The sequence below is a fragment of the Candidatus Methylomirabilota bacterium genome, assembly GCA_027293415.1.
In the GTDB taxonomy this organism is placed as follows: Bacteria; Methylomirabilota; Methylomirabilia; order Methylomirabilales; family CSP1-5; genus CSP1-5.
In genome coordinates this window covers 1-26,182 of the sequence record JAPUFX010000102.1, presented here as the reverse complement: position 1 = coordinate 26,182, position 26,182 = coordinate 1, and the positions used below count along the sequence as shown (strand labels likewise).

Sequence of the window (26,182 nt, the reverse complement as noted above, 5' to 3'; positions counted from 1 at the left end):
ATTTCGTTGTCTATGATGCCTCAGCAGGGGGCCGAAGCTGCTGGCGCAGGACCTTCCCAGAAATGGTCCGAGGCAAGTTCTGGCAAAACTCCACTTCCCGAGGGACCTTGAAAGAGGCGAGCCTCTCCCGAACAAAGCGCAGCAGCTCCCGCTTTGAGGTGGTTGCTCCCGGCTCCACGACCACGTAAGCCTTCGGAACTTCGCCGCGTGTGGGATCTGGAACTCCGATCACTGCCACCTCCACCACCGCGGGATGGGTTACCAATACCTCCTCGACCTCCCGAGGATAAACGTTCAGCCCCGCCACGATGATCAGGTCTTTTTTGCGGTCTACGATATACAAATATCCGTCTGCATCTTGTCGGCCCAAATCCCCTGTGTAGAGCCAGCCATCTCTCAAGACTTCAGCAGTGGTGTCAGGCTGATTGAGATAGCCCTGCATAATATTAGGACCCCTCGCCACGATCTCCCCCACGTCTCCCGGAGGGACGTCTTTCCCTGCAGCATCCACCACGCGCAGATCAACCCCCGGAAGCGGCTTTCCCACGGATCCTACCTTTCTAGCACCCAACAGAGCATTTTCGGTCAGGACCGGAGAAGCCTCGGTCAAGCCATAACCTTCGTAAATCGGAACCCCATACCGCGCTTCAAACCGATGAAGGACTTCTACGGGGAGGGCTGCCCCACCCGAGATGCCAAGTCGTACTGAGGAAAGATCCACCTCGAGGGGCGGCAGGTGTGACCAGACAGCATACATGGAGGGAACCGCACAAAGGACGGTAACCTTGTGCTTCGCCAGAGTTCGCAGGGTCTGTTCGGGAACAAATCGAGACTCCAAAACAATTCCTGCCCCAAGACTCAACGGAAACAGCATGAGGACGGTGGCGGCGAAGGAGTGAAACAAAGGAAGAAGGCAAAGAAAAAGATCCCGCTCGTTACACGGAGCTATCTGGTGGAAGGAGATGACATTGCTCATCAAATTTCTGTGGGTGAGGAGGGCTCCCCTGGGACGGCCCGTGGTCCCCGATGTGTACAGGCACACGGCTACGTCTTCAGGGCTTGTACTCGTTGGCCCACCTCCCGGCGTCTGGCCGACATCGCCGAAAGCGCCATATTCCAATGCTCCCGACTCTGAGTCCATGGGGATCACCCGAAGGGGGTGCGGAACCTGATGGGCCGCTTCCCGGAGGAGAGTCTCGAAGATTCGAGTGGTGAGAATCCGCTGAATCGCCGCATCTTCAAGAACGTAGCGAATCTCCTCCGCCTTATAGACGATGTTCAAGGGAACAACCGTCGCGCCAGCCGCCAGGATGCCGAAGTACGCCTGAACGAATGCCGGCACATTGGGCAGCATGACACCGACCCTCTCTCCCGGTTCGACTCCTAGACGGCGCAATGCGGCCCCTAAGCGTACAACAGACGCCCACAGCTCGGCGTAGGTGATTGAGTGATCGCCCGCTACCAGGGCGGTTCTCATCGCAAACTTCTCTGTCGATTGCTGCAGGAGGTCCAACAGAGTCACGATGAACACCTCAGGAGTGAGTTTTCCGGGATGCTATCAGAGCACTCCAGCGAAGTCAATTGGGAGCGTGATGAGAAATCCAGAAGCCATCCAGAGACTTTCGCATGGGTATACAAAGGCCAGATGGACAGTTCTAAAGAAGAAGCGAGGTGTGAAAAAGGGTTCTCAAGCACCGTAGAAAAGCTTGGGGGCACTTCCTCAGAGAAAAGGAAACGATGCTTACACCAGAGGATTAAGAAGCGGTGCGCTATACGGTTCCTGGAAGGGCCGGCTGCTCGCCCATTCCCTCGATCCCTTCCAGCTTCGCCTCGACTCGGTTCAACGCGACGGAAGCCTCCTCGTACTTGCCTCGAGCGTTGGTCAGGTGCTTGCCGAGGACCTCAAAGGTCTCGCGAAACTTCTCAAGGTCTCCACGCAGTCGCATGAGGCGCGCCTGGATTTCCCGAGCGTCGCGCTCGATATGGAGCCCTCGAAATCCCAGCACGATGACTCGTAGGTAGGCGTAGAAGCTGTTGGGCGAAACGGGAATGACGCGACGACCGATGGCGTAGGCCGCCGCGCTTTCCTCCTCTATGGCCTCATCCTTCACGATGATTTCGTAATAGACGTTTTCGGCGGGGATATACATGAGGGCGAAGTCGAATGTTCCCTCGTCAGGCAGGATGTACTTCTTGGCGATCTCATCCGCCCTGCCCTTCACGTCGCGGGCAAAGGCTCGCCGCATCTGCCGACACTTCTCCTCGTCGGGCTCCTCCAGCATTCTGCGAAAGTTCTCCAGGGGAAACTTCGCATCCACCGGGACCAGCCGGTCACCAATCTTGATGACTGCGTCGACGCGGTCGCCGGTCGAGAACGTGTGCTGCAGCACATAGTGGTCTCGTGGGAGCATCTGAGCGAGGAGATTTTCGAGAAAAATCTCCCCGAGTCCGCCTCGGAGTTTAGGGGATTTGAGGATTTGCTCCAGGCCGGCGATGTCCTTGGCGATGTCAAACACCCGTTGGGTCGCCTCACCGAGTTTCCCGAGTCCGCCTTGCACCGTACCCACTACTTGCGTGACATGGCGAAGCTGCTCTTGTACTCCGCTTCCCATAGTGCCCATGTGGCTGCTCATCTCTGTCCTGAACTGATAAAGCTCTTGCCTTACTGACGCCAGAGTGTCGGCCTGAATCTGTCGCGCCTCGCCACGGGAAGCTTGGATCTCTCTCTGCAGCAGCAGCAGGCCCTGGTCCGGTTGCCCCTTAGTGGCCTCGAGCCTCTTCAGATGGCTGACGGTTTGCCACAACGCCCATGCCATAAGCACCACAGCCATCGCGAGCACGATGAGCACAACTACTGTCCAGGTGGCCACCTGGTCCTCCTCAGTTCAGAAAGTCCTGCAGATGCCGAGCCCTTGCCATGGCGAGGAGTTTCTTTTTGGCCTTCTCCTCTACTTGCCGAATGCGTTCCCGGGAGAGTCTGAATCGCTTACCCACTTCCTCGAGCGTCATGGGCTCCTCCTTTCCGAGACCGTAACGCAGCTCGATAATTGCGCGCTCTCGGGGAGTCAGCACTTTGAGCAGCCGCTCGACTTCTTGCTCAAACGATTTCCGGACCAGTTCATTGTCGGCGGGAGGGACCCGCTCCATCCCTGGCTCCCGGGCTTCCTCTCGCCTCTGTATCTCCTCCAGTGAGGTTGGAGGTATATTTGTCTGAAGTAATGCGTCAACCTCGGCGCGAGTCAGTTTCAGGTCCCTCGCGAGTTCTTCTTCTGTCGGCTCTTTCCCCTCTTGCTGAAGCATCTCTGCCCGGCGGCTCCGCAGTTTGCTGGCGAGGCGGATCTTCCGGAGAGGGAAGCGCAGGGCTCCACTGGCCCGGGCCAAGGCCTGCATGATCGCTTGACGAATCCACCAAACGGCGTAGGTGATGAATTTGACATTGTAGTCTGGGGAATAGCGACAGGAGGCCTCCAGGAGTCCCAGGTTCCCCTCGTTGATCAGATCCAAAAGGGAGAGGCCATAGCCTTGGTACTGTAACGCCACCTTCACCACAAACCGGAGGTTGGATTCGACAAGCTTCCTGACTGCATTTTCATCCCTCTTGTGGATCTGCGTGGCGAGGTGGAGTTCTTCGGCCTTGCTGAGGAGCGGGATCTTGACGATGCGCCGGAGATAGGTAGAGAGAGCCTCGTCGGTTATCTCTTCGTAAAACTGAGGTGTCCTGCGTGCCATACTCGGAACCTATCATGGGGGTGGTTGACCCTTCACCGGAGGTACAACAATAAAGCGAGTGCTCTTTCCGCGCTGAGTCAACAACAGCAAGTCACTATCGGGTCGGGATGCTCGTAGAATTTCCAACAGATCTCGGCGGCTCTGGACCGGTTGACGATTGACCTCCAAGATCACATCCCCTGGCCGCAAGCCGCGTCGGAAGGCGGAACTCCCCGGCTCCACCGAGGAGACCAATACCCCGCCCTCTTCCACCTGGAATCTTTCTCGCAACTCAGAGGTCAGATCCTGCACCCCAAATCCATATCGTTCTATGGATTGGGGGGTGACGGCTGCAACCTCTTCACTGGGCATCTCCCCTACGGTCACGGTAAGGGTAAGATCCTCCTTCCCTCGCTTCACCTTTACCTGGACTGATTTTCCCGGTCTGATCGAAGCAACCAGTCGCTGAAGCTGGCGGACATCGGTAACTGACATTCCAGCAAACATTTCAACAACATCCCCGGTTTTTGCGCCCGCCTCGTCCGCAGGTCCTCCTTCCACCACGTCGGCGATCAAGACACCCGCCCCCGGCTTAACCCCAAACTGCTCAGCAAGCTCCTCAGTGAGGGGCTGGATTACAACCCCGAGCCATCCCCGGGTCACCTGGCCTGTCTTGATCAGTTGCTCCATGATCTCCTTGGCCAGGTTGATTGGTATGGCAAAGCCAATCCCTTGCCCAGTGGCCACGATGGCGGTGTTAATTCCGATCACTTCCCCGTCGATGTTCAACAAGGGACCGCCGCTATTACCTGGATTGATGGAGGCATCGGTCTGGATGAAGTCCTCAAAGGCCGCAAGCCCCATGCCGGCACGCCCAGTCGCGCTGACAACACCGATTGTCACTGTATGGCTCAATCCGAAGGGATTGCCGATCGCAATTACAAACTCACCGGTCCGAATCTTGTCGGAATCCCCGAGGGTCGCTGGCTTAAGATCCTTGGCCCCCTCAATCTGGATCACGGCCAGATCGGTCTTGGAATCAGTCCCGATCACTTTGGCTTCAAAGGTCCGCTCATCCACCAGCGTGACGCGAATCTCGGTCGCCCGCTCCACCACATGATTGTTAGTCAGGATGAAACCCTTGCCATCCACGATGACGCCAGAGCCTAAGCTCCGACGCTCAAACTCACGGGGGAGATTGAAGAATCGCTCGAAGAACTCTTCTCCGAAGAACTCCCGGAAGGGGCCGCGGAAGTAAGGCTCCGGGCGACGACGGGTTTGTACCTTCTGGGTGGTATTAATGTTCACCACCGAGGGCTTTAACCGTTCCGCCACCCCCACGAATACCTGCTGTAGTTGTTCTACCAAGGCCCGGGACTGCTGTTCGGCAGCAACAGGGGGGGAATAGACGAGTATAACGAGGGCGGCGAGAGAAACCCCGATTGTCCCACAGGCTCCCCGGGCAGGAGCCTTCGTTCGGATGTATTCCAAGACACACCCCTTCCCCGTAAACTCCTTAAAACTTTATAACGCTAGCACAGGGGCAGGGTGGTGTCAATCAGGGTGCCAGGACGAGGAGATGTCCAGATCGTCGGTGGTTCCAATCCGGCCATCGGGGCCAGGGCTCATCAAACGATAGGTCGATTCCTGTTGCTGATAGACCCAGGGTCTTCCCCAAGGATCCAGAAGCTCACCAGAAAGAAGACCTTCGGCGCGCAGCCGTGTCAAATTATCCGGGTACGCCCCACGGAGTAGGAGGTAGAGGTCTAAGGCCTGAGGAAGCTCGGATCTGGCCACGTTGAGCTTCCATGCCAGCACTGCAGATTGTGTAGAGGGCCTGTCCGAAGAACGAAGGTAGAAGAGGTCGTATCCTAAAGAGAACTGAAACAGGAGAGCGGCCAGCGTGACGGCCCCCAGCGTAGCCGCAGACAGCCACGAGGGGAGTCTCCTTGGAATCCGTACACGCACCCGCGGCGTGCGGACCCCTTCGGTGGTCTCGGCCCGCCGCTCGAGCTCGAGGGCCCCATCTGAAACCAGATCGGTGATGCTTTTATACGTGTCAAATTCTCCGAAGTCGCAAAGTTCTGCGATCTCACGGGCGGTCCGCGTCCCATCCACCAGTTCAAGAACCTCCAGCGACTCCGGTGCCACCTTCTCGCGATCGACCAATCGGCCCTTGCGCTCAACCACCACATCGGGCGACGGAAGCCGTTGCTCAACTAGAGGCCATTCGTCCATCTGTCGGACCGCCTCGAGAAGGATGGTTTCAGTCCCCACGGGAGGGACCTGACCTCGACTTGTGTCTATCTGTGATTGAGCGACAAACGTGTACTTCCCTTCTCCCCACCGCAGAGTCCGGTAGAGGGTTTCGAGAATCTGCCGCTGCACTACCCGTTCGAGATCGTGAGGGGAAACCCATTGCCCCGCCAAGAGGAACGGAATCAGCGGCTGCCCCTTGCGGGTTTGGAGCTGCCTTGCTTCCTCCCAGCGCTGCGAGGTGATTTGTCCGCGACGGACCAGAATCCGGCCCATGGTCTTCTCAAAGGCCTCCTCCCCAGGGGAGGCCCAGACTACCATCCCATCCTGCAACAGGACGGTGATCGTCTCCTCTTTCCGGGTAAGCGTGAGGGTCCCGGTCTTTCGCTGCATTCCGACGAGCTGCAGGATATCGACCAGGGCAAAGTCTTGGAGGGTGCCCTCTAGTGCCATCGGACGTTCCCCAGCCGCCTACGGCGGCTCCTGGTGTAGGTTGCGGCGGCTAAGAGGTACAGGCATATGAGCATGAACAGGCTTGCGGGTACGGTGTAGGGCAAGGGATTTCCGGTCAGATACGTTCCGGGGGTCAGGACCTGTCGTAGGAGTGGGGAGACCACTACGAGAGTGGTGGCGAGCAAGAGAAAACCCCAAACAGTCCTTCCTCGGTACATCCCCTCCATTCCTGGGATGAGCGCAAGAGCTGGCCCGACCCATCTCGGTTCCCGATAGGGCGCTTCTGTAGGAAGATTCTTAACCCCGCGAGTCGAGTCCCCCGCCCGTGCCCTCTCGATGATTCCACAGCGGGTGCAGAGCCGCACCTCACCTAACACTCGCTGACAGCGAGGACAGAAAGCCTTTCCGCATTCCTGGCAGGCCCGGGCAAACCTTCGTTGCTTCCGGAGCCAGAAGGCTACTCCGAACGCCAAGAGATATCCTCCGACCACCCAGGGAAGCGTGGCCAAAGGAACTCCCAAAAACCTTTCGCCCCAGAGGAACTCTGCCATCTCCGGGGACGGACTATCGAGAAAGAGAAGCTGGCGCCAGACCTGTTCTACCGGTAGCGGCGCGTCTACGGCGACGAATTTCCTCTCTTCTGCTTCGACCTGTTGCAGGCGATCCCCCAGGCTCGGCATTTCCCGCATCGCCTGAGCATACTCCTGTTGTGCCTGATCCAAGAGGAGCTGTTCTGTCAATACCTGGCTTAGGTTGAAGTGCGGTTGCGGAAGGGTAGGACTCAAGCCGATGGCTTTTTGATAGGCCGACTGCGCTTGAGGCAGGTCCCCCGCCAGATAGGCCAGATTCCCTCGATTGTTCCAGATCGCCGCTTCATGTGGTGCCAGCGCCTGGGCATCGGCGTAACTCTTGCCCGCCTGCTTCAGCTTCCCTCGGGTACGATGCACCCTCCCCAGATAAAACCGGGGGAGGAGATCATGAGGGGCCTCTTCCGCCCACTGACGGAGCGCGGCCTCGGTCCCCCCTCCTTGATTCCCTTCCTCCACCTGCAGGAGGGCTTCGAATCGGGGAGAGGAAGTGCTCGTGAGCATGGTTGCGAGAAACTGGTATCCTCCTGGAAGAAGCAAAAGGGAAAGGACCAAAGCACCCACGAGCAGACGTTCTCGACCCGTCATATAGATCCCGAGCGGTAACAGACAGAGTAATACGGCCGGGAGGAACCCTAGCCCGAAGATGATGGGGAGCAGGTATAGTGCGATGGGGAGGACCGCCAGCGTAGCAGGAGAGTATTTTTGTCGCGTCCATTCGGCAAGGTCGTGTTTGAATAGAGGAGTAACGCGCAGGATGAGCAAGAGTCCCACGAACAGGAGGCCCAAGGGGATCGCGAGCAGGAATGAAGCGAGAATATTCGTCCAACGGCTCGGGCCATAAAAGGGCGAGGTAAGACTGATCCACCAACCTTTCATCAGGGAGCGAAGTGCTCCCAGGGAACCCCGAGGGAGAAAGATCCGGGCCCTGGCAAACAAAACCCGAGGGTCGTCGGGGGCGAACTCCCCAGCCAAAGCTAAAGCATCCTCCGCCCCTTGACGATCCCCGTGAGCAGCGTATCCTTCGGCCATACGGACCAAGTCCCACCCGATATAGGCGATGCGGTCGAGACCCAACCGGTCTCGAATTTCTCGGATCTGTCGGAGCTCGTGATCTGCCGCCTCCCATTCTCCCAGGCGGAGATACGTCCGGTAGAGCAGCCATCGGACCGCCACCCGGTCTCCTGCCTTGGCGGAGGCCTCGGCGGCTGCCGCCTCGAACGGTCCTCGGTTTAGGGCCGTCAGAACTCCCCTGGCCAGGGGGAGAAAGGGATTCGAGACCTCCTCTCGGCTCACTGATGTGAGGGCCGCCCCGACTACTTCGAGGTTCGAGCCCTCCAGCGGCTTCCCCTCTTGAATGTACTGCTCAAGGGCCGGAAGCCTCACAAAAACGCGGTCCCAGAGCGCTACGGCTTCTCGCACGTCATCGAGACCTGCTGTCTCCCCCCATCCCGGGATCATCACCAAGAGAAAGAGCAGCAGACCGATCTTCTTGAGATGCTTCACTCGTCTCTCCACCGCTTGGAACAGAAATCGATTACCGCATTGGCACTATTGGGCACACTTCCACGCTCCACGCTTGCACAAACTATGCCATGTAGGGGGGGTCACATCGAGGAGGGAAATCGAGTGGATTGGCTCACTTCGAGGGTTTTCGGCGTGGCAATGTATTCACCCTTTCTCTTCGACAGGGGCTTGCGTGCATCACGCTTTTTCTTCTCTACGAGGTTCGAACTACCTGTTTGATGCCCTTGTTGCCATTCCTGAGACTCGTGAGCAGTTCGTAAATCTTTTGACCTTGCATTTCACGAAATTTTTTCAGTGATTCCTGCAAGTTATGTTGCTGAGGTAACCCCCTATCGGCTCGAGCTATGCCATCCCGGTTAATGCGTTGACTACAAAAGCTGGTCTGGTTTATTCGCCCCCAGCGCTGAGGAGGCATCGTGTACGTAATGCCCACGCGGCTCAATCAGCCCGAGATCCTGCCCTTCCCTCTCGCCTTTCTCTCCGGCACCACGCGAACGGTTGCCCCCCGTCCCGCCTTCAGGACACGCGCGGCACTGCCGCGGTTCGTAAAGATCTCCAAATAGCCGGCACTACCCAGGATGGTGCCTATTTCTCCCGCCGTCAGAGATTCATAGCTCTCCACAAGCCCGTGAATTTTCCTGTTCTTGACCGAAACCCTGAATTCACGAAATCCCGAAATATCGGAGGTGGAGATATTGGTCACCAGATTCCCGAACCGGTCCACATGAAGCACGGATCCAACAAGGTGTCCTTCCCTTTTTTTCTCGGGTGTGGGGAGCACCAGGCGCACGTAGGTGGTGGTAGGTCTGCCAAAGCGGTCGAGTGTCTCCCCACCCGAAAGATGCGCCGCCACCGGTGCGAAGATATCTCGCCCGTGAAACGTCTGACTCACGGGATGGAGGAAATATCCTTCCGCCGTGATTTCCACGACCCGTTGAATTTCACCCGATGCGAAGAGATAACTCAAGACCCCGTTGTCCGGGGCAATGTAGTATCCATGAACCCCCTCGGCCAGGAGGGACTTCCGTGGGCCTCCCACACCCGGATCGACCACTATCACATGAATGGTCCCCCTGGGAAAATACCGGTACGAACAGTGGAGGAGAAAGGCAGCTTCCAGGACATCCTGCGGGGATACCCCATGGCACAGATCGACGATTTCCACCCGCGGGTTGATCCCGAGGATTACCCCTTTCATGATCCCGACGAAGGGATCGGCACTCCCGAAATCGGTCAGAAGAGTGATGATCTTCAACTGCCTACCTTCACGAGAAGCCCCGATGCCTCAGCGACGATGGCCCCTCCGGAGGTGGCAGCGTAACTTTCCATCTCCACGGTCTTGCCCGTGTCTCGGAGAATCCTCCCGGTAAAATGCAGACGTTCCCCCACCCTTGCAGGGCTTTTGAGGCGAACCTCCAACTTTCCAGTCACGGCCCTGATCCCCCGAAGCCATACTCCGTTCACCATCACTTCATCGAGGATGGCGGCGATGATACCCCCGTGGACAATGTCCTTGAACCCTTGAAACTGTTTTGTCGGGAGAAAGCTGGTTTGCACCTCTGCCTCCCCCACGAGCTCGAAGTCGAGTTGAAGTCCGGCAGCATTCTTCTTGCCACAGACGAAACAATGCTGATCATCCACGAGTTCCATGATGGCCTCCTAAGATCGCCGTGTCCTGACCTCCGACGGCCAACGGGTCCTGTCGCCTGGCAGCCCAGCCGTCCTCGGAGAATTAACGCTCCATTTCATTCGGAAAAGAGCTGTCGGTGGCGAAATTCTCCTGCGGGCGGCTGGGCGCCCGCCCGGCGCCACCCGTTGGCACGACTTGCGAGCCGGCGAGGGGAGGAAATCCTGAGGAAGGCGGAACCTGGTTTGCGTTCGGCCAGGGGGTCCCGCCCTCCGGAGCAAAGCGGAGGTGGGGGATGGCCGTCCTAATGCCTCACAATCCACTCGGCGCGTAATACAGGACTTCCACCCAGGCACCCCCTGGAATTTTCCGCCGACGAAGGATGCTCTCCCGAGCCGGTGAGCCTACAGGCGACAGGACCCGTTGGCCGCGCCAACGCACCCCGTAGAAAATGTTCCGCCGGCCAAGGCCCACTCCCCGAGCCCTCACTTTTGCCAACTTTCTCGTTGACTTTTCCCTCCAGCTTCTTTAGAAAGAAACTGGTTGCCGAAGTGGCGGAATTGGTAGACGCGCATGGTTCAGGGCCATGTGGGCGTCAGCCCGTGGGGGTTCGAGTCCCCCCTTCGGCACCAATCGTGAAGCGGCCTTTCTACGCTGCCTCCCGCTAGATCGGGCCTTCCGGCCTACCCATTCTCACCAAAATTTCCAACAGTCAGCAAACGTATCGCCCGTTTCTCCCTCAAGAATATCCCCTTTAATGTGCAAACCGACACCAGTCAAGAAAGGGGGCGCTCTTGGTTCAGGAAATCGGCATCGCGGGCCGCTGTTCAACCCCTCCTTGAATCATCTGCCGTTCCACCCATGCCACAGGTCGTGCGATATTCTACACACGCCTTCCCCTGCTTACAAGCCCACTTCACGGATCGCGGGCGAAGATTGGCCTGGTTGATGAGCGGTGGCCGGATGATTCGTGGGAAGAGTGTGGGAGGATACAGGGTAGATGTTCTGATTGAAAACCGCGGGCAGGAACAACAGACTCAGGAGGGATGGTAGCCAACGATGCGGGTCCGAGAACAGGCGCGTCCGAACAAAGAAGCAAAGAAGAGATACAGGTAGAAGCCGAGGAAGGAGCCGAGGATCCAAAGCAGAGGAGGTGCCGTCCCGGACAGGACGAGGGCGATGAGAAAGAAGACCCCGTACCAGATGGCGAGCGCGCCCAGGTAGTCACGCAAGACCAACTGGATCTCAGCCCAGATCTGCGGGAGGGCAAAGGCCGGCCAAATCTGGCCCGTCCGGGCGAGATGTACCTGGGCCATCGGCTCGAACGTCCCAGAGAGGAGTGCGGCGATCGAGAAGAGGAAAGAACCTGCCCCCGCAGCCAGGAGCAGCAGGGGAAAGGCCATGTAGACAGAACCGACAAGTAAGACTTTCACCCCTCGGATGAATAGATCGCCGAGGCCCGTCCACTCGGGAAGGCGCTGCTCCTCTCCTCCGAGCACCTGCTCGAGCAGTCGTAACGTATATCCAAGGGCCAACAGGTTTACTACCGGTAGGATATTGAGGGCGGCACCGAGGAGAAGCTTCCGAACCGCTTGGGGGTCCCGAAACGGATGTTGAAAGGCATCAAGGATCATCTGGCGCATGGAGAGACTCCTGTTTTTGCTCCTGGGCCAAGATCCCCCAGCTTCCTCAGTCTCAGGACAACAAGAGGCAACAAAAGATGGCGAGATGCATACCTATTCTTCAAAACTCTTCACAATCTCATCCCGTTCAAAGGCGGGAAAGGATCTTTCCCCTTCTGGCCCAATGAGGAGGACGCCCCTCGACGGTGAGACCACGCGACCGATATGCCGCACAGCGACCCCTGCTGCCCTCACCGCCCCGAGCAGTTGGTCCCTATCTCCTGGGCGACAGGTGATCAGGAGAGCGCCGGAGGCGATGAGCCCCAACGGGTCCAAGTGAAACTCCTGACAGAGAGCGCGGGTCTCATCCAGGACCGTGATCTCGGCCTGGTCCACCTCGAGACCCACGCCTGCCGCCTCGCTGAGCTCATACAGACCACCCGAAAGTCCCCCCTCTGTCGGGTCGTGCATCGCACTCACCCTCGCCGTCTCCACCGCTGCCAGCGCCTCTGCCGCAACACTGATGCCTGGATCGTAGAGGTATCTTTGAGCGTGCTGGATGAATGCCTCAGCATAGCCGCGTGATCTCAGAAAACCTTCCCGCTCCCGGGCGAGAATAGCCGTTCCTTCCACCGCGATCCCCTTGGTGAGGAGAAGATCATCTCCTACTTGTGCACCAGAGGTGACCACTAAGCGATCCTTCGCCACCTCGCCGATCATCGTTCCGATCACGACAGCCCGATCGAGTCCCGGGGTCACCTCGGTATGGCCTCCGATCAATCCGACCTGAAATTGGCGACACGCAGCATCTACCTGTTCAAAAAGCCCTTCGACCTCGGCATGGGTGCCTCCCTCCGGAACGAGGAGGGTCATCAGGAACCACCGGGGCCTCGCCCCGCATGTGACGACATCGTTGGCGTTAATTGTTACCGCGTAATATCCGATATCGCGGGTCGCAAAGGTGATCGGGTCGGTCGACACCACGAGATAGCGGTCAGCCATCTCTATAGCCGCGGCATCCTCCCCGATTCGGGGCCCGAGAATCACACCTGTAACAGGGCTTGCATACCTGTCGAGTAGAGAGGCCAGGAGGCCCCGCGGAAGCTTGCCGGCCAAGAGGCGGTCCGCCACCGGTCCTTCCCTTAGAATTCGGGAGAGATGAATGGAGCAGGGGTTAACAAGCAGAAGAGGAGGATGAGAGCACCCACGGCCAAGAGGCGCCGACGAGGATCGAGAGGGGTCACATCGTTCATGGGTGGGGGATGTTTGAACCCCAGCATGAAGGCGAGAAAGGCCCAGAAGAGCCATCCGGGCCAAAAGGTGATTCCCAAAATGGCAAGCACGATGGCGGTGAGAAAGGCCAGCTTCTCAGACTGGCGGCCCAGGAGGGCGTACGCAATGTGTCCGCCGTCTAGCTGTCCAATAGGAAGCAGGTTGAGCGCGGTGACAAAAAAGCCAATCCACCCGGCGAACGCAACTGGGTGCAACACGATATCCATCCCTTCCGGAATTTGGCCCAAGGTCACTTCCTGGACGAACGTAAACAGGAGGGGGGATCCAAGGGAGATTCCCATTACTCCACGGGTGGGGACGATTTCGGACAGGGTAAGCCCAATCATCAAAATCGGAATGGCGAGAATGAGGCCGGCTATCGGTCCGGCGATCCCGATATCGAAGAGACTTCGCCGGTCAATTACCGGAGATTTCATCTTGATAAAAGCTCCGAAAGTACCGAGGCCGACTGGTGCGGGAATGAAATAGGGAAGGGTGACGTGGACCCCATATCGTTTTGCCGTGAAGTAATGGCCAAACTCGTGAACCCCCAGGATTGACAAAAGGCTGAAAGAAAACGGCAGCCCCGCCAAGAGGCTTGTTGGGTCGGTGAGGGGATCGGTTCCGAGCTGAATGGCTCCGACGAAAAGGGTAGTGATGACCGTGGCAATGAAGAGCAGAATCTGGGTCCAGGGTCGCTCGGCTTCGGTGCGCTTTCCTACAGCGGGCGTGGGGAGAATGAGGATCTCTCGTTGGCTCAAGAGGAGCGGCGAAAACCCGTATGGCTCCAGCCGCTGGCGGAGGACCGATACCGTGGTTTCAGGTTCAGCCACGAGGGTCCCATGAAACCGAACGCCCGCTCCCTGGATCTGCCACTCCTCAATCTCAAAGACACCGGAGAGCTGTCGGGCAAGGAAAAATCCGATTTCTTCCGATCCCCACTCAGCCATAATTCTCGACTTATACCATCGTCGCAGAGGTGAGTCAAAAATTTTTTCCGCCGGCCGGGACCAGCTCTAGCACAGTCGCAGGAAACATGGAATCATGGAACATCGGGTGGTTCCTCCCGCACCGCCAATCCTCTAACTGATCACTGTAATGAGGAGAGAGCGGGTCTCCAGAACTTCCCCCTGGGATGACCCACCGGGAACGGTTGAGATCGTCCAGGTCCACAATCTGTCGGTAGGCAGGTCCTACTAGGGGCTCGAAAGGGTGCGAGAGGAGATAAGCGGCAACGTTAACGGTCATCCCATCGCCTGGATGGGGAAATGGTCCGCGGTTCAGTTGCAGGAGGGCGTTGAGCAAACGGCTTCCCCGACCACGCCCCACGCCTAGCGGGTGCCGGAGGGTGAAGGCATGAATCTTTCCCCAGGCCCACTCCCCTTCCCCTCCCAGTTTCTCTTCCAAAAAAGCCATCGCCTCTTCAAGCGCTTGGCTCACCACCGGACCTCGCCCCTCGGGCATCCATGCAGGATCGCCCGCCTCCAGAATCCGGTCCATGGGCATCACCGACAGATGCATAAGGGAGCAGTAACCCTGGTACAGATCCGGGGCCACCTGGTCGAGTCGGTGAGCAAAGACCAGGAACCGGAGGCGCTCATAGAAGCTGTGGTACAACGCCGCCTGCCCGCTCTCCGTCGTCATCCGAAAATCCCAGTGAAGGAGCCGCTCTGCCGCTCGGCGGGCCTCCCCGCAAAGTTCCCCGACAACAGGAGCAATCACCTGTGTGACCACCATCTTGGCCTGCAGCGACAAAACATCGCCCTGAATGGTTGTCATTTCCGGTACGTCAAGCTCTCGCCTTTCCAACAGTTCGAGGATTCGTCGGGCCCGATACGGGGCTTCCCAAAGGTAAGTCAGTTCATGGGGATAGGTATCATCCACAATGCGGTGGTTGGCAGTCACGATCAAACCGGAGGGCGGGTTGATCAGGCATGGAAGTTCTTCAAAGGGGACATCCGCCTGCCATTCTGAGGAAGAAGAAGCTCCATTCAAGGGGAAGGGCCCCCCGCCTTGCGGGCGCCCTGGAAATCGTCCGGCGCAGAAGTAGGCGTAGTTTCCCTGCCGGTCGGCATAGAGAAAATTTTGGGCAGGGACGGCAAAGTCCCGCAATGCCCCACGAAACTCCTCTAGGCCTCGAGCCCGACAGATCCCAAGCAGTGCATCCATCTCTCGAGAGGGTTCGAGACCCGTCCAGCGGAGGGAAAGCGGAGCCTCGAGGGGAAGGAAATCGCTCAGGAGGGGACAGTCAGCCCCGCCGTGAGGGACATACCGAATGGTACATTGGCGGGTGGATCCACCGCGTATGGCGATTTCTTCCACACCCACCTTGAGACGGCACCACTCCCCATCAAAAGCATACAACTGTGGGTCCGACGGGTGCAATGTCTCTCGGTAAATATCTGCGTCATCCGGCACGGCTGATGTAATACCCCATGCAACATCGGCGTTTGCTCCGACGACCACGGCTGGAATGCCCGGCATGGTCGCTCCACTCACATGATATTCCGCCCCCCGCAACGCTACTTGGTAGAAGAGGGAGGGAAGGCCCATGAGAAGATGCGGATCGTTACAGAGGAGGGGACGCCCGCTTCGTGTCCGGTCTGGTCCCACCACCCAACTGTTACTGCCCCCCCAACCACCGCCCAAGAATCCACTCCCGGGAACGATGACCGGTTCTCCTTCGGGGTACACCGGCAACAGGGAGGAAAGGTCCGGATGAGGTGCCAGGGGCGCCAGCACGAGCTCCGTCCTGGCGGCGAGACACAGCATCCACGCGATGAAGCGGCCGATCGCCAGGCTATCCGCGGGCATCCAAGGTTCCGGTTCGTATCCCAGCAGGTAAAACTCGAGGGGGAGACATTTTTTCTTCTGCATTGTCGCGACGGCCGCGTTGACGCCAGACGCATACCGATCGAGAGCCGCACACGCCTCACCAGAGAGGACCTCCAGAGAGGCGTGAGCCACTCGAGAGAATCCCAAGGCCCGGTGCAAGCAATCTAATTGAACGACTGAAGGAGGTTCCAGCCGAGCTCCCGGCTTGACTTCGAGCGGAAGGTCCCCGAAGATTTCTGCCAGTCTTCCTCGGGCCACGCGCCGGTAGAGATCCATTTGCCATAACCGATCCTGGGCGATGGCGTACCCAAAGCCGAAGAAGAGGTCTGAAGTGGCCTGGGCCCGGATGGTAGGAATTCCGAGATGGTCCCGAGAAATGGTCACCGGTCCATCGATGCCTGCGACTGACTCCCGACCCCTCCGCTTGAGGCTAAGACGGCCTCGTATCTGAGGAAAGAGAAGTGAGAGCAGACGGGCACCAAGGACAACCAGGAACCGAGAGTACCGGTCGACCCATGTCATCACGGGCGCGCCGGCTCACCGCGAAGGGGGGACCGGAGCGGACCGCGTGACATACTGAAAGTTCGCAACGATGTTGAGCTGCCGAAACGTGAAATGGGGTGGAAAGGGGGCATACGGGGCCGCGGTCTTGACCGCCTCGATCGCTGCCTCATCCAGGATTGAAACGCCGGAGCTTTCGTTGATCTGCAGTTGAGCCAGCTTTCCTTCCCTGGTGATACTGAAGAGCATGACAAGGTTTGCTGTGAGACCCACCTCTCTCGCATAACGGGGAACAAGCCATTGCTGCTCGATCCGACGCTTTACCGTGGCGAGGTAAGGGGCAAACTCCGCACTTTGAGTTTCCAGTGATACAGTCCGCTCGTCAGTACCTGTATTACCAGATTGGCCCGCGTCGAATTCCCTCTCCTTCCCGAACAGTCTCTCCCTCCCTAATGCAGCGATCTGGTCTCGAAAGGAGAGGCGTGCCAATGGCGATTCGGGCGTGGGCACTGGTGAGGGGCGAGCCTTCGGGGTCACGGAAGGAGTCGGCTGCCGAATTACCTGGAGGTCGGCATCGGGTTTGGGTGGCGGCGTCGAGGATTTGGCGGGTTGCTCAGGACGGGCAGGTGGAGAAACTGGGGGAGAGACTTTCTGAATCTCTGGTGAACGCGACGAGTGCGGAAGAGTCGGCGACTTTAAGGTTTCGGGGGTAGTAACCGGACCCCGAATCTTTCCTGGACCCCTAGCCTCACTCGTCACCTGGGAGATATCTCGGCTTTTGATCGGTCGCTCCGCCGGGGGTGCGTCGGGTTGATCGATAAAGCGCGGGATCGGAGTAGTCGGAACGAGACGTACCATCAGAGGTGATGGGGTTTTGAAGGCGGGGGGCGCAATATGGACCTTCCAGAAGAAACCTGCAGAGACCAGGTGGAGCAGTACGGAAGCCCCAACTGCTCGAATGTATTGCGGGTGGTCTTGCCCCGTCACTTGATACTCCCATGCCCTACAGTCATCCCTGTCCCTTTCCGTGCTGTCGCTTCCAACGCGCAGCGCTCTGAAAGAGTTCCCGGGCGTGTTTTATGGCTGTAGCGGAGGTGTCGGATCCCCCGAGCATCCGACTTAGCTCCTCTACTTTCGCTTCCCTGGACAGCGGCATGAGCCGAGCCTCGGTCCGACCGCTGATCAGACCTTTCTCTACCCGGAGGTGGGTATCGGCATAGGCGGCAATCTGCGGAAGGTGGGTAATGCAGATCACCTGTCGCTCCCGGCTCACCCTCCAGAGCTTCCTGCCTACCACCTCAGCCATCTTCCCGCCGATTCCGGCATCCACCTCATCGAAGATTAACGTGGGAGTTTTATCGACCGAGGCGAGGATGTTTTTCAAGGCCAGCATGATCCGGCTTAGCTCCCCGCCTGAGGCGATCTTCCCCAATGCTTTGAAACCCTCGCCTGGGTTCGGCGCAATAAGGAACTCTCCCTCTTCCAGGCCGGCCGGCTTGAGCATGCCTCGCCGGTCTTCTCCCATAGTCCTCCTAAGCTCGACACGGAAATCCGTCCGCGGCATCCCAAGCTCGTGCAGCTCGTTGATCATCTCCCGGGCGAGTTTTTGTGCCGCTTCCCTTCGCCCTTTGGAAAGGCACTCTCCGTGCTCCCAGAGGTCTGCCTCAACAGTATCGATCTCCCCCTGGAGAGCCATAAGCCGCTCCTCCGCTCTCTCGAGCCGCTCCAAGTCATGCGCTGCCTGTTCCCGGTATTTCAAGACTTCGCGAATGCTGGCCCCATATTTTTTCTTGAGACGGCTGATGGCGTGGAGACGACCTTCAATGACCTCCAGACGTTCAGGATCAAAATCAAGTCGCTCTCGATAGTCCCGGAGGGAAAGTGCTACCTCTTGCAGCAGGGTCTTCCCCTCCTCTGCCATTCCTTCGAGGGGGGCGAGGCGTGCATCAATTCGTCCCGCCTCGCGGAGACGCGTGCCAAGCCCGGCGAGGCCGGGAAGGATCCCCCCCTCATCCCCCTCCATACGTGCATAAGCCTCCTCTACCGCGTGCAAAAGCTTCTCGTGGTGAGTCAGGATGGCGCGTTCCGCTTCCAGGGCGTCCTCCTCTCCCTCCACGAGATGGACCGCATCGATCTCCCGAATCTGGTGCTCCAGGAGATCTTTGTATCGGGCTTTCTCCCGATCGTCTCGCTCCAGCGCTTCCCGCTCTGCCTTCAGGGTCTGCCACCGACGATAGAGGGTGTGATAGGTTTGGAGCTCTTCTGTGAGACCACCAAAAGCATCCAACAGCTCGAGATGCCGGCGGGGACTTTGCAGGAGAACACTTTCTTGTTGTCCATGAATGTCCACCAGATGCTCGCCCAAGCCCCTGAGCGTAACCGCCCCCGTCATGGTTCCACTCACATAGGCCCGGCTTCTTCCCTCCCTGGCCAGGTGCCGTCGCAGAACAAGGTCCTCTTCCTTCAGGCTGATCCCCTGTGAGTCGAGGAGGTCATTTACCGGGCTCAAGTGCGGGAGGCTAAAGGCGGCTTCCACCACTGCCTCCTCTTCTCCAGATCGGATCATCTCTGAGCTCCCCCGCGCCCCCAGGGCAAGCGTCAGGGCCTCTATGACAATCGATTTGCCAGCCCCTGTCTCCCCGGTCAGGACATTGAGGCCGGGTCCGAAATTTGCGCGTACCTGTTCTACAATCGTGAAGTGTCGTATGGCAATCTCTTGCAACATTTCAATAGCTATCCACAGTCAGCTGTCAGCAATCAGCAGAGCCCCGTGTAGGTTTGGGTTTTTCGAACAGAATTATCTGTGAGCCGACGGCTCGCGAGTGCGCGGACGAAACCGTGAACCCTCAACTCTACACTCTAAACTATGAACTGTACTGTCAGCGTTCTCCCCACTTCAGCTTTGATCGAAGAATTTCGTAGAAGTTTTTCTTCGGAGACACGATCAGGGTGATTTCTCGGTCCGCTCGGCGGACCTCCACTTGATCCTGATACTGGAGGGGAAACCCCACCTGTCCGTCCAGTGTCAGATACACATTCTCATTCTCAGAGTTGAGCACCACCTGGACCCCAACCTCCTCAGGCAAGACCAGCGGACGATTGGTCAAGGTATGCGGACAGATCGGGACAAGAATGAGAGCATGCATGGTAGGAAAGAGGATGGGACCACCAGCGGAGAGACCGTAGGCGGTAGAGCCTGTCGGAGTAGAGATGATGAGACCGTCGGCCCGATAGGTCGTTACATATTCCTGTTCAACGAAAACCTCGAGGTCGACAATACGAGCTAAGGCCGCCTTCGTCATTACCGCATCGTTCAGGACAATATCCTCGGCAATTGGCTCCCCACCACGGCGCACCATTACCTGCAGGAGCATGCGACGACTCGCCCGGTACTTCCCAGAAAGCACTCCCCCTAAGACCGGGTAAAGCTCATCCAGCGTGATCTCGGTTAGGAAGCCCAAGCCACCAAGATTCACCCCGAGAATGGGTACCTCCCCAGACTCTATCAACCTGGCCACTGAGAGGAGCGTTCCATCTCCGCCGAGCACGACCACAAGGTCTGCCGCCCTTGGAACATCAGCCTTCGCCAGCCCTGTCTCCTCAGTCCCGGCAAGATGTGCCGTTTCCACGTCAAGGACGACCTCACGATCTTTCGCCTTGAGCCAGGGAATGAGCTGCCGAAGGACCTCCCGCGCCTCTGGCCAATGCGGCTTCATTACGATCCCGACACGCCGGAACACCCCTGTCTCCACGTCAGACCTCAACGAGCCTTCCCTACCACAATACTTGCGTCGAGAGAGCTAATTGTTTCCTCTATCAGCCGTTCAACGTTTTCGACACCCTTTGCGTGTGCACTATCCCTTGCCAGGTGAATAAAGAATTCCCGATTCCCCTTCGCCCCCGCGATCGGCGACGCGCAAAGTCCTCTGACCATCATACCGAGCCCGCACGCCGCTTCCGCCACCCTACGAATCGCCACGCCTTGCTTTCGGAGGTCCCGGACCACCCCTCCCTTGCCGACCTCTCGTTTGCCCACTTCAAACTGCGGCTTGATGAGAGCGACGATTTCACCGTGAGCGGGAAGAAGCTCTCTTATGACCGGAAAAACGAGTGTAAGAGAAATGAACGCAACGTCGATTACGACTAGATCGGGTAGATATGGAAGGTGGCGAGGAGTGAGATGCCTGACATTGAACCGTTCTAATAGGAGGACCCGGGGATCGTTTCGGAGTCGGTAGTGTAAGTGGCCGTGGCCCACATCAACGGCCACGACTCTGGAGGCCCCTGCCTGCAGGAGGCAATCGGTAAAACCACCGGTCCCTGCTCCCACGTCGAGGCACGTCTTACCCTGGACAATGATGCCAAAGGTGTCGAGCGCGGCCCGGAGTTTTAGCCCTCCTCGGCTGACGAAGGGGTGTTCCAGTCTCCGGACGTTGACCACCGCGCTCGGCGCAATCAAGGTTCCCGGCTTATCGACCCTCCGACCATCGACCCACACCCGTCCGGCGAGAATCAGTCCTCGTGCCCGTTCCAGACTCTCGACCAGCCCCTCCTGCAGTAAGCGCTGATCCAGACGTTTTCGATGCATCGCTCTGCCGCGACCAGTTGACCATCAGCCACCAGATCGTGAACGACTCACTGTGTCTGTCACCACCGCCACCAGACCGTCCCCCGGCTCAACCCTCGGCTCCCTCAAAGGACGCCTCGAAGAACTCCCCCCGTTCGTCCTTCTTGAGGATCGCAATCCGCCGTTCTGCCTCCTCCAGGCGGTGGGCGCACAGCTTCGTGAAATGAACTCCTTCCTCGAAGAGACGGAGTGACTCCTCGAGAGGTAGCTCACCAGACTCCAAGCGATTCACCACCCCCTCGAGCTTCGCCAGCGCCTCCTCGAACTTGATCTCTTTTTCATCCTCCATTGGGTGGCCACTTTCCTCTTGCAATCCGTCAGGAATCACCAAGACAAGTCTTTGAGCCTACTGCCGCCGCTCCTCGACGCGACAGATCAATCCCCCTTGGGCCAGGAGCACCTCCAGTCGCCCATTCTCCTCGACAGAGGCGGCACGAGTCACGATGCTGAGATCGGGAAGCCGCCGGCAGACACTGTATCCCCGTGCCAGAATGGCGAGCGGACTCAAGGAATCGAGCTTCGCCACCGAGGTTCTGAGCTCTCCACGCCAGAGGGCCAGGCGATGGTTCATGCTCCATTGAAGTCCCACTGCTTCTTCCTTCAGCCGTTCCCGCTGCCTCTTGACCCGCTCTAACGGGCTCAGCAGCTGGAGGTGACGCTCAACACTCCGCAGCCGCTCGGCGTTCCTGTCGGCTTGGTACCGCATGTGAGTCACAAGACGACTCAGAAGATCATCCACCCGTTGGGTGAGTTCATCCTTTCTCGAGATCACCAGCTCGGCGGCCGCCGACGGGGTCGGGGCCCGGACATCGGAGACGAAGTCGGCAATGGTGAAGTCAGTTTCATGGCCCACGGCGGAGACAACCGGCGTCTGGGAGGCATAAATGGCACGGGCCACCATTTCCTCGTTAAAGGCCCAAAGGTCCTCGATGGAACCGCCTCCCCGGGCCACGATGAGAACATCGAGGTCGCGCCGCTTGTTCAGGACCTCGATCCCCTCCACGATCTCGGCGGCCGCCCCGTCCCCTTGGACTCTGACGGGGAATACCACGATTTCCACATTGGCGAAACGCCGGTGAATAATCTGCAGGATATCCCGGATTGCCGCACCGGTCGGGGAAGTTATAATCCCGATCTTCCCAGGAAGTAGGGGAATGGATCGTTTCCGGGCGGGGTCAAAAAGCCCCTCTGCCTCTAAGCGGGCCTTGAGCTGCTCAAAGCCGAGCTGGAGCGCCCCGAGCCCCTTGGGTTCCATGTATTCCACATAGATTTGGTAATCTCCTCGAGGCTCGTAGATGGTTACCTTGCCAAAGACGGTGACGACCAACCCATCCTCAGGCCGGAACTGGATCGCTCGATTGCTCCCCCGGAACATAACCGCCCGGAGCTGCCCCCGGTCATCCTTGAGGGTAAAGTACATGTGGCCCGAGGTGTGGAGTTTGAAGTTAGAGATCTCCCCCTCGACCCACACCCCGGAAAAGCTACCCTCGATGAGGATCTTGAGCTCGGAGGTAAGCTCACTGACGCTGTAGATGCGCGGCCTTCTAAGCTCCACGGCCCCTACTTAACATACCCCCCCTCCCTTGTCAAACCTTTCCCCGGTGCACGAAGTCTACTTCAGTCCCTCCCCAGACTCCGAGGTGTTGGCGATACGTCCTGATAGCCACCGCGCCGTTTCGAAACGCAAAGGTTATCGCCCCATGCCGATCCGTACGAAAAACCTGGACCCCCTGTACAGCGTACCGTGCGAGGGTCTCGGGATGCGGATGTCCAAAGGGGTTCCGGTCGCCTGCCTGAATCACGGCCCACTGGGGCCTGACCCGCTGGAGAAAAGACATCGAACTGCTCCCCCGACTGCCATGGTGAGGGACCTTGAGTAGGTCTGCTTGGAGAACCATGGTTGTATCGAGGAGCGAGGCCTCCCCTTCTCGTTCGATATCGCCAGTGAGCAGGAGACGGACCTCCGGATGATCGACGTGGAGGACCAGGGAGTTGTTATTGACAATGGCCGAACGGTGTCCCTTCCTTGGATGCAAGAAGGACCGGGGTGGATGCAGGGCTGTTACCGTCACTTCGGTACCGAGTTGAATGCTCTGTCCCCGAGTAATTCGCCGCAGGGGAATCCCCTCTTCTCGGACGAAGGCCTGAAGCCAATCATAAGTCGAGGAAGCAGAGGGATACCCGGACTCCCAGATCTCCCCCACCGGTATGTTTTCAATCACCGCTCGCAACCCGTTCAGGTGGTCAGGCTGCGAATGGGAGAGGACCACCACATCGAGATGCCGCACCCAGCGATGCCAGAGGTAAGGAAGGACTACCCGTTCCCCAATATCGAAGCGGTCATCGACATTGCCGCCCCCATCTACCAACATAGTCCGTCCGCCCGGCAGTTCCAGAAAAATAGCATCCCCCTGCCCCACATCGAGGAATGTTACCTCGATCCCCCGACGCTCGATAGGAAATAACTTCCAGGCCACCTGTCCTATAAGAAGCATGCTTGTGACTCCAAGAGCAAGCCCCCTACGACGCACCACCGGGAAGACCATAAGACCGAAAAGGGTATAGCACGTGAGCACCATCAATACTGGGGGGGTGTAAAGGCGGATGGAAGCGAGGGGGAGCCCGGCAAAGAAGGATGCCACATTCATCATCCCTCGGGCCAGAAAGGAAACGCCCGACGCAAGGAGGGGAATTCCACCTTGAAGGGGAAGCAGGAGGAGGCTATAGGCCATCCCGGCCGCTGTGAGGCAACCGCCCAGCGGGACGATCAGCAGGTTAGCGACGATCCCCGTGACGGAGGCTCTGTTGAAATGCAGGGCAAGAAGTGGTGCAGTCCCCAACGTCGCCGCCGTCGAGGCCACGAGAGAAGCCAACACCCACCGCGAGAGGCGACGGAGGCGTGAGAAGTCAAATCGGTGAAGAACGACCAGGATGGCCCCTGTCGCTACGAAGGTCAACTGGAATCCTGCGTCGAAGAGGTAGAGAGGATTCCAGAGGAGAAGGAGGAAGGCCGCCAGACCAACCGCGTTAAGGAGATCTCGGTCCCGCCCCATGATGAGGGCTAACAGGTACAGGCTCACCATGAGGGCTGCTCGGACAATCGGCGGGCTCCCACCCGTGAGAAGCGCGTAGAAAACCACTCCGAGGACGGTGAGCAGGCTTGAAGCGGCGCGCGGGAGACGAAGGCAGCGGGCCAAGAAAAAAAGAGCACCAGCGAGAAAGCCGAGATGAAGTCCGGAGATCACGAGGATATGGTACGTGCCCGAGTTGAGGAAGACATTCCGAGTCTCCAGGGACAGACCAGAACGGTCTCCAAGGACGATGGCACGGAGCATTCCCCCCTCTTCACCGGGGAAACCGGCACGTATCTGCTTGAGCATCGTCTTCCGGAGATCGAAAACGCGCCGCAGAATCCAGAATCCCCCCGCTCGGTCCAGGATCTGGACCTCTCCCCTGTCCCAACCCCACCCCTCCAAATAAAATCCTCTCGTCAGGGCATACCGGGGATAATTGAAGGCCCCGGGATTCCAATACCCTCTCGGACGGCGAAGCCGAAAATACCCCCGAATCCGATGCCCGTATTGGTACTCCTGGACCGGAGCGATGATGCTGAGTCGAGCACCGCCAGTAGCCGGGGAGCGAACCCCCTCCAAGTTGATCTCCTGCACTTGCAACAGGAAACGGAGCCGTCCCTCCCGCCGCCACCCGCCTCCTGGAGGAAAGATTTCCGGCGGGGACACAATAATCCCCTCGAGTTCTACTTTCTCCGTCAGCGAAGCATCGGACACCTTGGAGAGATGAAACCGCCCTTGGGGGTGGACCGACTGCAACAATCGAAGTGATCCGAAGAAAAGGAACCCCAAAAGGACGAGAATCGTCGCGAGGATCCGACGGTTGGTCCACAAGGCCAAACCCGCCGTCCCCAAGAGGAGAAAAAGGATATATATGAGAAGAAGAGGCTCGATCGGCAGAAGGGGACCGACCACCACTCCGGTCCCATACATGAGAACCAATGGGAGAAGAGGACGCCGGAAATGAGGGGACGATGGTGATCGAAGAGAATCCTCTATATTGTTGGCGCAAGACAAAAGGAGATGCCCTCTCAGGTGCAATCCCGTCCGGAAGAATGTTTACTTTTTAGAAGCGACTTAGTTGGAAATTATGGCCGAGCTTTTAAAGGAGATAGGGAAGGTAGACGACCTGATAGGGTTGGAATAGCAGGAAATGGGCGTTGGGGCACAATTGTTCGTGCAGCATGAAACGAGATGCCCTCTCGGGTCGGAACCGAGAGGGTCTCTTTGCTTCGGAGTCTCCAGCTGTGTGTGCTTGGTGAGGTTTCAGTGCCAGCGAGAGAGGTGCCATAAGCAGAAACCAGCAGGATGGTGTGCGGCTGGAACGATGTGGCGGCAGCAGTCGATTGATGCGCGGTGCGATCCGGTGTCCTAGCCAGGTGAGAAAGCCTGCATCTGCACCGCACAGACCAAGCACAAGCAGGCGGGATCATACGAATGCAGGGAATGGGCAGCCAGCGTCAGGTTCCCGCGGGCCCGCGAACGTCTTCGCTGTTCTTCTGGTAGACCGTCATTCGCCGTCGCCCGGAGATGTGCTCACGCCACCAGTGCACCAGCCAGTTGTCGAATTGGATCCGGGTCAAATTGACGCGGTAACGATCCAGATAGGGCACCGCCATGCGCACACCGAAGGCCCTGGAATCGTCCAACACGATAAGTCCACCAATGCGCAGGACGCGGTCGCTAGCCAACACGTCGGCCAGGGTGTAATCGAGGCAGTGATTCCCGTCGATGAAGGCGAGGTCAAAGCGTTGGCCCTGTTTCTCCAGATTTGGAATCGCATGGATCGAGTAGTCCTCGATCACCTCGATGTTTCTGTCGAGCCCCAGGCGCTCAAGCATGGCGCGGCCCGCATTGTGCCACTGGGTCGATTGAAACGGGTCGATGATCACGTGGGCCCCATCTTGCTGAAGGTAGGAGAGTTGCGCCTTGGCGATGTAAGCGCAACTCGCGCCGTTTGCCATCCCCACTTCCAGGATTCGTCGGGGCTTGAACATCATCACCAGGGTAAACAGAAACCTGCCGTATCGCGGAACCACGGCCCAGATCGAGGTTGGGCTCTTCGCGATGCGATCGATCTCGTCCGTGCCTTCCGC

20 protein-coding genes and 1 tRNA gene are annotated in these 26,182 nt (G+C 58.4%); 1 reads left to right on the top strand and 20 read right to left on the bottom strand.

The window, feature by feature from the left end; genetic code table 11:
• Nucleotides 1-10: 10 nt before the first annotated feature.
• From O6929_07560 to O6929_07525, 8 genes are all read right to left on the bottom strand, one after another.
• Entirely contained in the window at nucleotides 11-1,522 is a 1,512-nt protein-coding gene (locus O6929_07560) for a long-chain fatty acid--CoA ligase (GenBank protein MCZ6480242.1), read from the bottom strand.
• Between the two features lie 247 nt (nucleotides 1,523-1,769).
• Nucleotides 1,770-2,870: a DNA recombination protein RmuC gene (locus O6929_07555; protein MCZ6480241.1), complete on the bottom strand. Its 1,101-nt coding sequence runs from the start codon at nucleotides 2,868-2,870 to the stop codon at nucleotides 1,770-1,772.
• A 10-nt stretch (nucleotides 2,871-2,880) separates the two neighbouring features.
• Nucleotides 2,881-3,729 carry an RNA polymerase sigma factor RpoD/SigA gene (locus O6929_07550; protein MCZ6480240.1) on the bottom strand — a complete coding sequence of 283 codons (849 nt, stop codon included), beginning with the start codon at nucleotides 3,727-3,729 and terminating at the stop codon, nucleotides 2,881-2,883.
• Between the two features lie 12 nt (nucleotides 3,730-3,741).
• Nucleotides 3,742-5,199 (bottom strand): DegQ family serine endoprotease, encoded by a 1,458-nt coding sequence (locus O6929_07545; GenBank protein ID MCZ6480239.1) that lies wholly within the window; start codon nucleotides 5,197-5,199, stop codon nucleotides 3,742-3,744.
• Between the two features lie 63 nt (nucleotides 5,200-5,262).
• On the bottom strand, nucleotides 5,263-6,417 hold the full coding sequence (locus tag O6929_07540; protein MCZ6480238.1) for a DUF4388 domain-containing protein: 1,155 nt from the start codon (nucleotides 6,415-6,417) through the stop codon (nucleotides 5,263-5,265).
• Nucleotides 6,408-8,510, bottom strand: coding sequence for a hypothetical protein (locus O6929_07535; protein ID MCZ6480237.1), 2,103 nt, complete (start codon nucleotides 8,508-8,510; stop codon nucleotides 6,408-6,410). The genes O6929_07540 and O6929_07535 overlap by 10 nt, the downstream gene beginning before the upstream one ends.
• A gap of 463 nt (nucleotides 8,511-8,973) precedes the next feature.
• A complete protein-coding gene (locus O6929_07530; GenBank protein ID MCZ6480236.1) occupies nucleotides 8,974-9,786 on the bottom strand; it encodes an SAM-dependent chlorinase/fluorinase in 813 nt (270 codons plus the stop codon).
• Nucleotides 9,783-10,181 (bottom strand): PaaI family thioesterase, encoded by a 399-nt coding sequence (locus O6929_07525; protein ID MCZ6480235.1) that lies wholly within the window; start codon nucleotides 10,179-10,181, stop codon nucleotides 9,783-9,785. Before O6929_07525 ends, O6929_07530 begins: the two co-directional genes overlap by 4 nt.
• 522 nt (nucleotides 10,182-10,703) lie before the next feature.
• On the opposite strand from O6929_07525, the gene O6929_07520 reads away from it, so the two are divergent.
• Nucleotides 10,704-10,790, top strand: a tRNA-Leu gene (locus O6929_07520).
• A gap of 405 nt (nucleotides 10,791-11,195) precedes the next feature.
• Here the strand turns inward: O6929_07520 and O6929_07515 are convergent.
• The 12 genes from O6929_07515 to O6929_07460 form a co-directional block, all read right to left on the bottom strand.
• Complete coding sequence (locus tag O6929_07515) at nucleotides 11,196-11,801, bottom strand: DUF4013 domain-containing protein (GenBank protein MCZ6480234.1); 606 nt, start codon at nucleotides 11,799-11,801, stop codon at nucleotides 11,196-11,198.
• A 93-nt stretch (nucleotides 11,802-11,894) separates the two neighbouring features.
• The gene (locus tag O6929_07510; protein ID MCZ6480233.1) at nucleotides 11,895-12,911 is read right to left on the bottom strand and encodes an AIR synthase family protein; all 1,017 of its coding nucleotides are present in this window, start codon (nucleotides 12,909-12,911) and stop codon (nucleotides 11,895-11,897) included.
• 11 nt (nucleotides 12,912-12,922) lie between these two features.
• Nucleotides 12,923-14,002, bottom strand: a complete 1,080-nt coding sequence (locus O6929_07505; GenBank protein ID MCZ6480232.1) for a site-2 protease family protein — start codon at nucleotides 14,000-14,002, stop codon at nucleotides 12,923-12,925.
• 34 nt (nucleotides 14,003-14,036) lie between these two features.
• Nucleotides 14,037-16,409 carry a penicillin acylase family protein gene (locus tag O6929_07500; protein ID MCZ6480231.1) on the bottom strand — a complete coding sequence of 791 codons (2,373 nt, stop codon included), beginning with the start codon at nucleotides 16,407-16,409 and terminating at the stop codon, nucleotides 14,037-14,039.
• Nucleotides 16,410-16,424: 15 nt separating this feature from the next.
• Nucleotides 16,425-16,898: an energy transducer TonB gene (locus tag O6929_07495; protein ID MCZ6480230.1), complete on the bottom strand. Its 474-nt coding sequence runs from the start codon at nucleotides 16,896-16,898 to the stop codon at nucleotides 16,425-16,427.
• Between the two features lie 499 nt (nucleotides 16,899-17,397).
• A complete protein-coding gene (recN, locus tag O6929_07490; protein ID MCZ6480229.1) occupies nucleotides 17,398-19,113 on the bottom strand; it encodes a DNA repair protein RecN in 1,716 nt (571 codons plus the stop codon).
• Nucleotides 19,114-19,267: 154 nt separating this feature from the next.
• A complete protein-coding gene (locus O6929_07485; GenBank protein MCZ6480228.1) occupies nucleotides 19,268-20,104 on the bottom strand; it encodes an NAD(+)/NADH kinase in 837 nt (278 codons plus the stop codon).
• 44 nt (nucleotides 20,105-20,148) lie between these two features.
• Nucleotides 20,149-20,976, bottom strand: coding sequence for a TlyA family RNA methyltransferase (locus tag O6929_07480; protein MCZ6480227.1), 828 nt, complete (start codon nucleotides 20,974-20,976; stop codon nucleotides 20,149-20,151).
• Between the two features lie 88 nt (nucleotides 20,977-21,064).
• Nucleotides 21,065-21,304, bottom strand: a complete 240-nt coding sequence (gene xseB, locus O6929_07475; GenBank protein MCZ6480226.1) for an exodeoxyribonuclease VII small subunit — start codon at nucleotides 21,302-21,304, stop codon at nucleotides 21,065-21,067.
• A gap of 57 nt (nucleotides 21,305-21,361) precedes the next feature.
• Entirely contained in the window at nucleotides 21,362-22,570 is a 1,209-nt protein-coding gene (gene xseA, locus O6929_07470) for an exodeoxyribonuclease VII large subunit (GenBank protein ID MCZ6480225.1), read from the bottom strand.
• 31 nt (nucleotides 22,571-22,601) lie between these two features.
• Nucleotides 22,602-25,019, bottom strand: coding sequence for a DNA internalization-related competence protein ComEC/Rec2 (locus tag O6929_07465; protein ID MCZ6480224.1), 2,418 nt, complete (start codon nucleotides 25,017-25,019; stop codon nucleotides 22,602-22,604).
• 527 nt (nucleotides 25,020-25,546) lie between these two features.
• Nucleotides 25,547-26,182: class I SAM-dependent methyltransferase (locus O6929_07460; GenBank protein MCZ6480223.1), on the bottom strand; the 636-nt coding region annotated here is incomplete at its 5' end.